At 63.4% G+C, this 12411-nt stretch carries 12 protein-coding genes and 1 tRNA gene; all 13 read right to left on the bottom strand.

The annotated features are described in order from the left end of the window. Window positions 1-47: 47 nt before the first annotated feature. The 13 genes from nuoI to BA190_RS03245 all read right to left on the bottom strand — a co-directional run bounded on the left by nuoI (window position 48) and on the right by BA190_RS03245 (window position 12399). Entirely contained in the window at window positions 48-566 is a 519-nt protein-coding gene (gene nuoI / locus BA190_RS03305; RefSeq protein ID WP_068282998.1) for an NADH-quinone oxidoreductase subunit NuoI, read from the bottom strand. Further along, entirely contained in the window at window positions 563-1612 is a 1050-nt protein-coding gene (nuoH, locus tag BA190_RS03300; RefSeq protein WP_068282537.1) for an NADH-quinone oxidoreductase subunit NuoH, read from the bottom strand. Before nuoH ends, nuoI begins: the two co-directional genes overlap by 4 nt. Window positions 1613-1621: 9 nt before the next feature. Then, a complete protein-coding gene (gene nuoG, locus BA190_RS03295) occupies window positions 1622-3700 on the bottom strand; it encodes an NADH-quinone oxidoreductase subunit NuoG (protein WP_068282534.1) in 2079 nt (692 codons plus the stop codon). A 178-nt stretch (window positions 3701-3878) separates the two neighbouring features. Further along, entirely contained in the window at window positions 3879-5180 is a 1302-nt protein-coding gene (gene nuoF / locus BA190_RS03290; RefSeq protein ID WP_068282532.1) for an NADH-quinone oxidoreductase subunit NuoF, read from the bottom strand. A 75-nt stretch (window positions 5181-5255) separates the two neighbouring features. Then, the gene (gene nuoE / locus BA190_RS03285) at window positions 5256-6338 is read right to left on the bottom strand and encodes an NADH-quinone oxidoreductase subunit NuoE (RefSeq protein WP_068282530.1); all 1083 of its coding nucleotides are present in this window, start codon (window positions 6336-6338) and stop codon (window positions 5256-5258) included. Between the two features lie 153 nt (window positions 6339-6491). After that, window positions 6492-7679 (bottom strand): NADH-quinone oxidoreductase subunit D, encoded by a 1188-nt coding sequence (locus BA190_RS03280; protein ID WP_068282527.1) that lies wholly within the window; start codon window positions 7677-7679, stop codon window positions 6492-6494. 86 nt (window positions 7680-7765) lie between these two features. Continuing rightward, window positions 7766-8377, bottom strand: a complete 612-nt coding sequence (locus BA190_RS03275) for an NADH-quinone oxidoreductase subunit C (RefSeq protein WP_068282525.1) — start codon at window positions 8375-8377, stop codon at window positions 7766-7768. A gap of 11 nt (window positions 8378-8388) precedes the next feature. Further along, window positions 8389-8976: an NADH-quinone oxidoreductase subunit B family protein gene (locus BA190_RS03270; protein WP_068282522.1), complete on the bottom strand. Its 588-nt coding sequence runs from the start codon at window positions 8974-8976 to the stop codon at window positions 8389-8391. Beyond that, a complete protein-coding gene (locus tag BA190_RS03265; RefSeq protein WP_068282520.1) occupies window positions 8967-9332 on the bottom strand; it encodes an NADH-quinone oxidoreductase subunit A in 366 nt (121 codons plus the stop codon). Before BA190_RS03265 ends, BA190_RS03270 begins: the two co-directional genes overlap by 10 nt. A 481-nt stretch (window positions 9333-9813) precedes the next feature. Continuing rightward, window positions 9814-9890, bottom strand: a tRNA-Asp gene (locus BA190_RS03260). Window positions 9891-9985: 95 nt separating this feature from the next. Beyond that, window positions 9986-10651, bottom strand: coding sequence for a hypothetical protein (locus tag BA190_RS03255; protein WP_156771345.1), 666 nt, complete (start codon window positions 10649-10651; stop codon window positions 9986-9988). Between the two features lie 141 nt (window positions 10652-10792). Then, window positions 10793-12211, bottom strand: coding sequence for an AtzE family amidohydrolase (locus BA190_RS03250; protein WP_068282513.1), 1419 nt, complete (start codon window positions 12209-12211; stop codon window positions 10793-10795). Further along, entirely contained in the window at window positions 12208-12399 is a 192-nt protein-coding gene (locus BA190_RS03245) for a DUF4089 domain-containing protein (RefSeq protein ID WP_068282506.1), read from the bottom strand. The genes BA190_RS03250 and BA190_RS03245 overlap by 4 nt, the downstream gene beginning before the upstream one ends. Window positions 12400-12411: the final 12 nt, after the last annotated feature.

The raw sequence follows: 12411 nt of genomic DNA, 5'->3' as shown, positions 1-12411 counted from the left end.
GCTGAAGCACATACAAACAAACTCGGTCCGTCAGGTCCGCGCGGCCCCTAGCGATAAGGTGCGTCCTTGGCGATGTTCTTGGCGATTTCACGCTCCCAGCGGTCGCCATTGGCCAGAAGACGGTCCTTGTCGTAGAACAGCTCTTCGCGCGTCTCGACGGCGAACTCGAAGTTCGGCCCCTCGACGATGGCATCCACCGGGCAGGCTTCCTGGCAGAAGCCGCAATAGATGCACTTGACCATGTCGATGTCGTAGCGGGTGGTCCGCCGCGTGCCGTCATTGCCGCGCGGGCCGGCCTCGATGGTGATGGCCTGGGCCGGGCAGATCGCTTCGCACAATTTGCAGGCGATGCAACGCTCCTCGCCGTTGGGATAGCGGCGCAGGGCGTGCTCGCCCCGGAAGCGCGGCGACAGCCGGCCCTTTTCGAAGGGATAGTTCAACGTGGCCTTCGGCTTGAAGAAGTAGCGCATCGACAGGAAGAAGGCCGAAACGAATTCCTTCAGGAATAGGGCCTTGGCGGCCTGATCTAAGCCGACGCGCGGCCGGCTGGGATTGGCGGCGGTCATGGTGCCCATCCGGTGATCTGGAGGAAGCCTGCGACGATCACGACCATGGCGATCGACAGCGGCAGGAAGACTTTCCAGCCGAGACGCATCAGCTGGTCATAGCGGTAGCGCGGCACGAAGGCCTTCACCATCGCGAACATGAAGAACACGAAGGTCACTTTGACCAGGAACCAGATGAAACCCGGGATCCAGGTGAAAGGCGGCAGATCGATCGGCGCGCTCCAGCCCCCCATGAACAGGATGGTGGTCAGGGCGCACATGGTCATGATCGCCACATACTCGCCCAGCATGAACAAGAGGTAGGGCGTCGAGGCATATTCGACCATGAAGCCGGCCACGAGCTCGGACTCGGCCTCGGCCAGATCGAAGGGCGGCCGGTTCGTCTCGGCCAGGGCCGAGATGAAGAAGATGATGAACATCGGGAAGAGCGGCAGCCAGTACCAGTTCAGGAAGGTCAGCCAGGGCAGACCGATCAGGCTGGCGAGACCGCGGCTGTGCTGCGCATCGACGATCGCCGTCAGGTTCAGCGAACCGGCACAGAGCAGCACGGTGATGATGACGAAGCCGATGGAGACTTCATACGAGACCATCTGGGCGGCGGCGCGCAGGGCCGAGAGGAAGGGATATTTCGAGTTCGAGGCCCAGCCCGCCATGATGGTGCCGTAGACACCGAGCGAGGAGATGGCGAAGACATAGAGGATACCGACATTGATGTCGGCGATCATCGTGCCCGCCGCGACCGGCAGCACCGCCCAGCCGGCCAGCGCCAGGACGCAGGTGACGAAAGGAGCGAGCAGGAAGACGCCCTTGTTCGCGCCCGCCGGGATCACCGGCTCCTTGAGCACGAATTTGAGCAGGTCGGCGAAGGACTGGAACAGCCCGAACGGCCCGACGACGTTGGGACCGCGGCGCAGCTGCACGGCCGCCCAGACCTTGCGGTCGGCCAGCAGGTAATAGGCGATGAAGACAAGCAGGCAGACCAGCAGAACCACGCTTTGCAGCGCCGGCAGGCCCACCTTCCACAGGAGTGTTTCCCAGATCGTCATGGCCCGTCCTTACTCCGCCGCCAGCGGCAGCGCGCCCGAGGCGAGCTGCGAACACTGCGCCATCACGGCCGAAGCGCGCGCGATGGGATTGGTCAAATAGAAGTCGCTGATTGCAGCGGCGAAAGCCGCCTTGTCGAAGTCGCCCCCCAGATTGGCCAGGGCTGTCACGCCCGATGCATCCGCAGCTGCAACGTCACCGATGCGGCCGAGATGGGGAATGGCGGCAAACAGGGCCTTGCGCAAGGCAGCGAGCGAGTCGTAGCCGAGCTTGGCGCCAAGGGCTTCCGACAGCGCCCGCAGGATCGCCCAGTCCTCACGTGCCTCGCCGGGTGGGAACGCCGCACGGTTGGCGAGCTGGACCCGGCCCTCGGTGTTGACGAACAGTCCCGAGCGCTCGGGATATGCAGCCGCCGGCAGGATGACGTCGGCACGATGTGCGCCGCGGTCGCCATGGCTGCCCTGATAGACCACGAAGGCGTCCGGTTCGATGGTGACCTCGTCCGCGCCCAGCAGGAAGAGCACGTCGAGCGCACCGGCCTTGGCCATGCCGGCCGCATCGAGACCGCCCTCACCCGGCACGAAGCCGACATCGAGAGCGCCGACGCGCGAAGCGGCATTGTGCAGCACGCCGAAGCCGTTCCAGCCGTCCTTGACCACGCCGAGCGCCTGGGCAGCCTTGGCGGCCAGCGACAGCAGGGCGGCGCCGTCGGTGCGGGCATAGACGCCGCCACCGACGATGATGACCGGCTTTGCCGCGCCCTTGAGCAGATCGGCGAAGGAGCCCTTGCCGGCAGCCAGATCAGCCAGGGTGTCGGGTCCGGCTCCGAGATAGTCATAGGTGTAGGTCAGATCCGCCTGCTCACCGATCAGGCCCACCTTGGCGCCACGCAGCCAGCGCTTGCGGATGCGCGCATTCAGCACCGACGCTTCCTTGCGCGGATTGGTGCCGACCAGCAGGATTGCGTCGGCCTCTTCGAGACCGGCGATCGTCGGGTTGAAAAGATAGCTGGCGCGGCCCAAGGCGGGATCGATCTTGGCGCCGTCCTGGCGGGCGTCGAGGTTCTTCGAGCCGAGCTTGCCGATGAGGTCCTTGAGCGCGAACAGCTCTTCCACTGCGGCGAGATCGCCGGCGATGGCGCCGATGCGCTCGGGCTTGGCCGCCTTCACCTTGGCCGCGACGGCGGCAAAGGCCTCCTGCCAGCTCACCGGCTTCAGGCGGCCATCGACACGCAGATAAGGCCGATCGAGGCGCTGGGTACGCAGGCCGTCCCAGATGAAGCGGGTCTTGTCGGAGATCCACTCCTCGTTCACCAGCTCATTGGTGCGCGGCACGATACGCAGCACTTCCCGGCCGCGCGCATCGATGCGGATGGCGGAGCCCACCGCATCCATCACATCGACGGATTCGGTCTTGGAGAGCTCCCACGGGCGGGCATGGAATTCATAGGGCTTGGAGGTCAGGGCGCCGACGGGGCAGAGGTCGATGACATTGCCCTGCAGTTCGGAGCTCATCGCCTTTTCCAGATAGGTGGTGATCTCCATATCCTCGCCACGGCCGATGGCGCCGAGCTCGGAGACGCCGGCCACCTCGGTGGTGAAGCGGACGCAGCGCGTGCAATGGATGCAGCGGTTCATCACCGTCTTGACCAGCGGACCGATATATTTGTCTTCGACCGCGCGCTTGTTCTCGGCATAGCGGTTCTTGTCGACGCCGTAGGCCATGGCCTGGTCCTGCAGGTCGCACTCGCCGCCCTGGTCGCAGATCGGGCAGTCCAGCGGATGGTTGATGAGCAGGAACTCCATCACCCCTTCGCGGGCCTTCTTGACCATGGGGCTCTTGGTGAGCACCACCGGCGGCTCGCCGTTCGGGCCTGGACGCAGGTCGCGTACCGCCATGGCGCAAGACGCCGTGGGCTTGGGCGGACCGCCCTTCACCTCGACCAGACACATGCGGCAATTGCCGGCAATCGACAGGCGCTCGTGGAAGCAGAAACGCGGGATCTCGGCACCCGCGACCTCACAGGCCTGGAGGAGCGTGTACTCCGCCGGGACCTCGATTTCCTGTCCGTCGACGATCAACTTGGCCATGGATAACCTTGACGATCAGGCCTGGACTACAAGACGCAATCCAGACTCTTTCCAAACTCGACTTCGCAAAATTCCGTGCCGCGATCAACATCGAGAAACGAAAATTCAGCGCTCTGAAAGGCCGGAAACGGGGGGCGATCCCGGCCCTGATAAGTTGCAACCGGCGGGAGCCGGCCTGTTATTCCGCCGCCTGCAGGACAGGGGTGGAATGGGGGTTGGCGGCATATTGATCGATGCGCGCTTCGATCTCATGACGGAAATGGGTGATCAGGCCCTGGATCGGCCAGGCCGCCGCGTCGCCCAGAGCGCAGATCGTATGTCCCTCGACCTGCTTGGTGACGTCGAGCAGCATGTCGATCTCGCGCTTCTGGGCACGCCCCTCCGCCATGCGGGTGAGCACGCGCCACATCCAGCCCGTGCCCTCGCGGCAGGGCGTGCACTGGCCGCAGCTCTCATGCTTGTAGAAATAGGCAAGCCGGGCGATGGTGCGCACCACGTCGGTGGACTTGTCCATCACGATGACGGCGGCAGTGCCCAGGCCCGAGCGCAGCTTCGACAGCGAGTCGAAATCCATCGGCGTGTCGATGATCTGCTCGGCCGGCACCATGCGAACTGAGGAGCCGCCGGGGATCACGGCCTTCAGATTGTCCCAGCCGCCGCGGATGCCGCCGCAATGGCGCTCGATCAGTTCGCGGAAGGGAATGCCCATCGCCTCTTCGACGTTGCAGGGCTTGTTCACATGCCCCGACACGCAGAAGAGCTTGGTGCCGACATTGTTGGGATTGCCGATGCCGGCGAACCAGCCTGCCCCGCGCCGCAGAATGGTGGGGGCAACGGCGATCGACTCGACATTGTTGACCGTGGTCGGGCAGCCATACAGACCCATATTCGCCGGGAAGGGCGGCTTCATGCGCGGCATGCCCTTCTTGCCCTCGAGGCTTTCGAGCAGCGCCGTCTCCTCGCCGCAGATATAGGCGCCGGCGCCATGGTGCACGTAGAGATCGAAATCCCAACCATTCTTGTTGTTCTTGCCGATCAGGCCGGCTTCGTAGGCCTCGTCGACGGCGCGCTGCAGGGCCTCGCGCTCGCGGATATATTCGCCGCGGATATAGATGTAGCAGGCATGCGCATTCATGGCGAAGGAGGCGATCAGACAGCCTTCGACCAGATGATGCGGGTCATGCCGCATGATCTCGCGATCCTTGCAGGTGCCCGGCTCGGACTCGTCGGCATTGACGACGAGGTAGCTCGGCCGCCCATCCGACTTCTTGGGCATGAAGGACCATTTCAGGCCGGTCGGGAAGCCGGCGCCGCCGCGCCCCCGCAGGCCCGAAGCCTTCATCTCGTTGATGATCCAGTCCTGGCCCATCTCGAGGATCTGCTTGGTACCATCCCATGAGCCACGCTTGATGGCCGCCTGCAGCCCAGGCGACTGGAGGCCGTAGAGATTGGTGAAGATGCGGTCGCGATCAGCAAGCATGGCGAACCTGTCAATAATGAAACTTCTTAAAACGCTCAGGTGGGAAGGACGGCGTCAGGCCCCTTCCCGCCCACTTCAATCCAACTTCTCGCCGGCCGGGTTTTCGGGGCGCCAGCCGGTCGCCAATTTCTTGGCCTGCTCGATCCAGCCGTCCCGCAGAGCCCTGCCCTTGAAAGTGCCGAGATTCTGGTCGACCCAGGCAAGATTGCTGTCGTTCCAGGCGGCGATCTGATCGAAGTGATAGACACCCATCTGGTGCAGCATTTCCTCGAGCTTGGGACCGACGCCGTGGATCAGCTTGAGATCGTCCGGCCCGCCCTCGCGAGCGGCCTTCAGCAGGACCGGCTTGTGCTCGTCGGAAACGGGAGCGGGCGCCGGTGCAGCCGCCGGAGCGGCAGCCACGGGTGCCGCTGTCGTCGCGGGAGCGGGAGGAGCAGGCGTACCGGCAGCCTTCGCGGCTTCAGCCTTGGCCGCCTCGGCCTTGGCGGCTTCCAGCTTGGCTTTCTCTTCCTCGAAGCGCTTCTTCCAGGAGCCGATGACCGAGCCGTCATAGAGCGCCGGGTCGGTCAGCGTCTGGGCTCCCCCCTCCGGTTCGGACGAGAAGCGGCCGTTCTGCGGCCCCGGCTTCACTTCCTTGCCGGCGGCGAGATCATCGATGATGCGTTCCATGATCTCGGGGGTGAGATCTTCATAGAAATCGGCATTGATCTGCACCATCGGAGCATTGCAGCAAGCCCCGAGGCACTCGACCTCCAGCCATGAGAAATTGCCATCGGCGGTCACGTGACGCTCCGGGCCGACGCGCTTCTTGACGACGTCGCGGATCGCCTCGGCGCCGCGCAGCTGGCAGGGCGTGGTCCCACAGAGCTGGATGAAATATTTGCCGACCGGCTCCAGGTTGAACATGGTGTAGAAGGTCGCGATCTCCAGAACGCGGATCTTCGCCATGCCCAGGCGCGCAGCGATCACCTCGATCGCTGCCTGGGACACCCAGCCGCCGGCCTGTTCCTGCGCCTTCCACAGCAGCGGAATCACCGCCGAGGCCTGGCGGCCGGGCGGGTATTTGGCAATCTGCTTTTCCACCCACGCCTCGTTTTCGGACGTGAAGGCAAAGCTTGCCGGCTGGAGTTCCTGGGGCGCGAGCCTGCGGACGGACATGCGCATTCCTCTTTAACTGCTAGAGCAAAGCGCGTCTTCGCAAACGCACTTTCACTCTCACTCCTGGTTTCGACACGTCTTTGCAATTCAGGATGATGCCCTCAAATCGCAAGACGCTTTTGCAACCGGCTCAAGGCCGGTTGCGACCCAAAATCAACGATCGACTTCGCCGAACACGATGTCGAGAGAACCGAGAATGGCGGAAACGTCGGCCAGCATGTAGCCGCGGCACAGCCAATCCATCGACTGCAGATGCGCAAAACCCGGCGCGCGGATCTTGCAGCGATAAGGCTTGTTGCCACCATCCGAGACCAGATAGACGCCGAATTCGCCCTTGGGCGCCTCGACCGCCGCGTAGACCTCGCCGGCGGGCACGTGATAGCCTTCGGTATAGAGCTTGAAATGGTGGATGAGCGCTTCCATCGAGCGCTTCATCTCGCCACGCTTGGGCGGTACGACCTTGTTGTCGGCCGCCGAAACCGGCCCGCTCGTGGCGCGCAGAAGCGCGCAGCACTGCTTCATGATGCGGATCGACTGACGCATCTCTTCCATGCGGATGCAATAGCGATCGTAATTATCGCCGTTCTTGCCGATCGGAATGTCGAAATCGAGTTCGGCATAGCATTCATAGGGCTGCGATTTACGCAGGTCCCAGGCAGCGCCCGAACCACGTACCATCACCCCCGAATAGCCCCAGGCCCAGGCATCATCCAGCGAGATGATGCCGATATCGACATTGCGCTGCTTGAAGATGCGGTTGTCGGTGAGCAGGCCTTCCAGGTCGTCGCAGACCTTGAGGAAAGGGTCGCAGAAAGCCTCGATATCATCGATCAGTTCGGGCGGAAGGTCCTGATGGACGCCGCCGGCCCGGAAATAGGCGGCATGCATGCGGCTGCCCGAAGCACGCTCGTAGAAGATCATCAGCTTCTCGCGCTCTTCGAAGCCCCACAGCGGCGGGGTCAGCGCGCCGACGTCCATGGCCTGCGTGGTGACGTTGAGCAGATGCGAGAGCAGGCGCCCGATCTCCGAATAGAGCACCCGGATGAGCTGGCCGCGCTTGGGCACCTCGATGCCGAGCAGGCGCTCGATGGCCATGCAATAGGCATGCTCCTGGTTCATCGGCGCGACGTAATCGAGCCGATCGAAATAGGGGATGGCCTGCATGAAGGTCTTGGCTTCGATCAGCTTCTCCGTACCGCGATGCAGCAGGCCGATATGGGGATCGACCCGCTCGACCACTTCGCCATCGAGCTCCATGACCAGACGCAACACGCCGTGGGCCGCCGGATGCTGCGGGCCGAAATTGATCGCAAAATTGCGTAGATGCGGTTGGTCGTTCATGTCGTTTCCAAACTTTCCGAGTTGGCCAGCTGGTTCGGAGCCATTTCGAGAGTCTTGCTAGTCCTGATCCGGCGCGCGGGAGCGCGTCAGCCTGCCTTCGCCTTCTCGTCGCCGGGCAGGACATATTCCGTCCCTTCCCACGGTGACAGGAAATCGAAGTTGCGGAATTCCTGGTTGAGCCTGACCGGCTCGTAGACCACGCGCTTGGCCTCGTCGTCCCAGCGCACCTCGACGAACCCGGTCATCGGGAAGTCCTTGCGCAAGGGATGTCCGTCGAAGCCGTAATCGGTCAGCAGCCGGCGCAGGTCCGGATGGCCGGTGAACAGGATGCCGTAGAGATCGTAGGCTTCGCGCTCGAACCAGAGCACACCGGGGAACAGGGAGACGGCCGAGGGAACCGGGGTCGCCTCGTCGGTTTCCACCTTGACGCGGATACGGACGTTCTTGGTCGGCGACAGCAGGTGGTACACCACGTCGAAGCGCTTTTCGCGCGCCGGATAGTCGACGCCGCAGACATCGATGATCGAAACGAAGCGCGTTCCGGCATCGTCCCTGAGGTGCTTGAGCACAGCCAGGATGTTGTCGGGATCGGTGGTGACGGTCAGCTCGCCAAAGGCATGCAGGACATCGGAGACGGCTTGCGGAAAAGCAGCTTGGAGCGCCTCGCCGATCCCCTGCAGAGTTTCAGAGTTTGCCATGTCAGCTCCGCTCAACGCTCGATGGTGCCGGTACGGCGAATCTTCTTCTGCAGCAGCAGCACGCCATAGAGCAGCGCTTCGGCCGTGGGCGGGCAGCCAGGAACGTAGATGTCGACCGGCACGATGCGGTCGCAGCCGCGCACGACAGCATAGGAATAGTGATAGTAGCCGCCGCCATTGGCGCAGGAGCCCATCGAGATGACGTAGCGCGGCTCGGGCATCTGGTCGTAGACCTTGCGCAGGGCCGGCGCCATCTTGTTGGTCAGCGTGCCTGCGACGATCATCACGTCCGACTGGCGCGGTGAAGCGCGCGGGGCGAAGCCGAAGCGCTCGACATCATAGCGCGGCATCGAGACCTGCATCATCTCGACCGCGCAGCAGGCGAGGCCGAAAGTCATCCACATCAGCGAGCCGGTGCGGGCCCAGTTGATCAGGTTGTCGGCGGAAGTGACGAGGAAGCCGCGATCAGCCAGCTCGGCATTGATGTCGACGAAAAACGGGTCGGTCGACCCGACCGGCTTGCCGGTATTCGGGTCGATGATGCCCTTGGGCGCCGGCGCCACCAGCGTGCCGCCTGATGTCTCCAGGTTCAATCCCATTCGAGCGCGCCCTTCTTCCACTCATAAACGAAGCCGATGGTCAGCACGGCCAGGAAAATCATCATCGAGGTGAAGCCGAACAGGCCGACTTCCTTGAACGTGATCGCCCAGGGGAACAGGAATGCCACTTCGAGATCGAAGATGATGAACAGGATCGACACCAGATAGAAGCGCACGTCGAACTTCATGCGTGCGTCGTCGAAGGCGTTGAACCCGCACTCATAGGCGGAGAGCTTTTCCGGATCCGGGCGCTGATACGCCACGAGGAAGGGCGCCACCAGAAGCGCCAGGCCGATGACGGCCGAGACCCCGATGAAGATGATAAGCGGCAGATAGCCGGCGAGAAGGTTGTCCATCAGCACGAACCCTATAGCGTTTTGCGACCCGGTGAGCTCACCAAGAATCGCAAAGACGCGTCGAGACAAAGAGTTGGAGCAATGCCGCGTTTTCGCTGAAACGCGCTTTGCTCCAGCTGTGATCGACCGGGAGCGCTTGAACTCGGGGTCGCCACGTTTGGACGATACGGGCATGGGCGCGCTTCGACAGCGGCGCTCACGCCGGTCATCCCTCTACAGCGCTTTGGAAAACCACCTTCACGCTGCGTCGTGGACGACCTGCAGCGAGCCTTAAACCACGGCTATGGGAGGCGCAAGCTTGGAAGCGTTCCAGCCAAGAGATTCCTACCGCACTGCGGCAGGATATCGGGCGATTCTGGCATGATCTTGGCGCATAGCCGGTATGAGTTGCAAGACACTGCCTGCCTGCAACCGAACGCTTGCGAATATTGCCGGGCTGAAAATGCAAAAGCCAGCCCGAAGGCTGGCTTTTTGTCACAAATGGCGAGAGAGACGGGACTTGAACCCGCGACCTTCGGCGTGACAGGCCGACGCTCTAACCAACTGAGCTACTCCCCCGTCTCCGCCAGCGGCGGCGAACCGTGCTGGCGTGGCGCGGTGATTAGAGGGCCTCCCGCACAGTGTCAAGCGTCAATTCGCAACGCACTCGAAATTCAGTTCGCAATGCGGGCCAGCCGAAAGCGTCTGATGTCCTCAGGTGTCAGAATTCGGATGCTTCCGACGCCATATTGCTCGGCCAGATCGATCAAAGCGGGGTTCACGCCCATTTTTTTCGAATAAGCACGCAGCATCTGAGTCACTTCGGGGAATCGCCGCGTGCTGCGCAGAACCGAGAGCGGATCGCTGCCGGAACTGTTGGGCAGATATTCGCGGTGCACGCCGACTCGCGATCCCGTGGGGACGAATCGCTTATTGCCCCCCATCAGCGCATAGACGCAGGCCGACATGCAGGAGCCATTGACCGCAATCGTCTGCCCGCCCAACGTGACGACGCGCCCGACGAAGACGCTCGTGCGCAATTTACGCAGCACATGGCCGAGATTGACCCCCTCGACCAGATGGCCACCAGGCGAATCGATAATCAGAACGTTGCTGGCGCCGAGTTTCGAGGCCTGCTGAGCGAAGGCGATGAAACGCTCCACCGTGCCGCTCGTCATCTCGCCATTGGCGACCATCACGCCAGGGCAACGCTTGCCGCATTTGGAGCCGAAGGACAGGCTCACCACCTTGAAATCCATGGCAGCAGCAAAGGCAGGCTGCGACAGGGCGCTCCAGCACAGCCCGAGCGCAAGCGCCCCCAACCCGATGGCACGCAACAAAGAACTCACCATTATGTCCGCTTTTCCTTCGAGCAAAACGCGTTTGGCGTTGGTCTGCTCTCACTCTTCGGTTCTACGCGCCTTTGCATTTCCTGGCGATTCCGCCAAATCGCAACGCACCATGGCCCGACGGATCGGGCTTCATTCGATATCGGCTACCGGCGCTCTCACGACTCCCGCCGTTTCCAGCGCCCAGGCGGCCCGCAAGGCCAGATCCTCCCGCCAGGCGGGGGCGATGATCTGCACGCCGATCGGGAGTTTCTCGCCCTCGTTCCAAAGCGGCACCGTGACCACAGGCAGCCCGATAAAGGAAATAGGCTGAGTGAACAGTCCCAGATTCGCGCGAACGGGCATGGCCTGGCCACCGACCTCGATGGTGGTCGCATCGATTCTGGGGGCACGACACGGCGTGGCCGGAGCCAGAATCAGATCGATTCGTTCGAAGATCCGATGCATCTCCGCCCGGAACCAATGACGAAAGCGATGCGCCGCGCTCACCCAGGTTGCCGGCACCATGTTGCCCGCAATCAGCCGGTCCCGGACGCCCGGCGCAAAATCCTTGGCACGCGTACGCAACCTGTCGCGATGGAGCGCCCCGCCCTCGGTAATGGTAACCAGGAAGGCCGCTGCCCGGGCGACGGCCGCCTGGGGGATCTCCACGACCTCACTGGCGTCGAGCGCCTTGGCGCAGCGCCGTACGGCCTCCAGGGCATCGCGATTGCCCTCCGGGCGGAAGTAACCATCCGCCACGGCGATACGAAGCCCCTCGATGCCCCGACCGAGTTCGAACAGGGCCGGCTGCGCCGGACGCTGGGCGCAACTCGGATCGTCGGGGTCGGGCCCCTGCATGGCATCATAGGCGAAGGCGAGGTCGCGGGCCGAGCGGGCCAGCGGGCCCATGTGGTCCAGGCTGGCGACGAAGGGAAAGCTGCGTGCGCGGCTGAGACGCCCGAAGGTCGGCTTCAGGCCGAACAGCCCGCACAGGGAGGCCGGCACGCGGATCGCGCCATTGGTGTCGCTGCCGAGCGCCAACGGCACGAAACCCGCCGCCACCGCGCTGGCGGGGCCGCTGGAAGACCCGCCGGCCAGATGGTCGAGAGCATGGGGATTTCGCGAAGGCGCCTCATGCGGGTTCTGGCCAGTGAAATCATAGGCGTATTCGCTCATGTTGAGCGCGCCCACGCAGATCGCCCCCTGCCCTTCCAGGCGTTCGATCAGCGTCGCATCCCGCGTGGCCGGCGGATTGTCCCGGTTGATCCGGGAACCTGCCAGGGTGACGAGGCCGGCGATGTCGTAGAGATTCTTCACGGCGAAGGGGACGCCAGCCAAGGCCCCGACGGGCTTGCCGGCGGCATGGCGGGCATCGATGGCATCGGCCCGTGCCAGTGCACGCTCGGCGAGGACGGCCGTGAAGGCCCCTACCCTGCCGTCCAGCCGTTCGATGCGCGCGAGTGCATGCTCGATCGCCGCACGGGCCGTGAATCGGCCGCTGCGGATGCCGGTGGAGATTTCCAGAATGCCCAGTTGCGGCGAGCAGCCCTGATCGAGCAGGCTGGTCATGCTTCGAAGACCGCAGCGGGCTGGTCGCCATCCTCGACCGGGAAGGACAGCACCAGTTGTGCCAGATCGGCGGTCAGTTTCAGATTTGCGGCAACACCTTCACGAAAATCGGGATCGATTTCGATTCCGATCATCGGTGCCATCGCATCGATGACCGCCTGCGCATCGAATTCGGGTTTGCCGCTCATCGCATCGCCCCT

This window comes from Labrys sp. WJW (assembly GCF_001676615.1).
GTDB classification, from domain to species: Bacteria; Pseudomonadota; Alphaproteobacteria; order Rhizobiales; family Labraceae; genus Labrys; species Labrys sedimenti.
This window is presented reverse-complemented; position numbering and strand designations above follow the sequence as displayed.

Coding starts and splice junctions, on each gene's coding strand:
- nuoI (WP_068282998.1), bottom strand. CDS start 566: ATGACCGCCGCCAATCCCAGCCGGCCGCGCGTCGGCTTAGATCAGGCC.
- BA190_RS03250 (WP_068282513.1), bottom strand. CDS start 12,211: ATGACCAGCCTGCTCGATCAGGGCTGCTCGCCGCAACTGGGCATTCTG.
- BA190_RS03265 (WP_068282520.1), bottom strand. CDS start 9,332: ATGGACAACCTTCTCGCCGGCTATCTGCCGCTTATCATCTTCATCGGG.
- BA190_RS03270 (WP_068282522.1), bottom strand. CDS start 8,976: ATGGGATTGAACCTGGAGACATCAGGCGGCACGCTGGTGGCGCCGGCG.
- nuoE (WP_068282530.1), bottom strand. CDS start 6,338: ATGTCCGTCCGCAGGCTCGCGCCCCAGGAACTCCAGCCGGCAAGCTTT.
- nuoF (WP_068282532.1), bottom strand. CDS start 5,180: ATGCTTGCTGATCGCGACCGCATCTTCACCAATCTCTACGGCCTCCAG.
- BA190_RS03275 (WP_068282525.1), bottom strand. CDS start 8,377: ATGGCAAACTCTGAAACTCTGCAGGGGATCGGCGAGGCGCTCCAAGCT.
- BA190_RS03245 (WP_068282506.1), bottom strand. CDS start 12,399: ATGAGCGGCAAACCCGAATTCGATGCGCAGGCGGTCATCGATGCGATG.
- nuoH (WP_068282537.1), bottom strand. CDS start 1,612: ATGACGATCTGGGAAACACTCCTGTGGAAGGTGGGCCTGCCGGCGCTG.
- BA190_RS03280 (WP_068282527.1), bottom strand. CDS start 7,679: ATGAACGACCAACCGCATCTACGCAATTTTGCGATCAATTTCGGCCCG.
- nuoG (WP_068282534.1), bottom strand. CDS start 3,700: ATGGCCAAGTTGATCGTCGACGGACAGGAAATCGAGGTCCCGGCGGAG.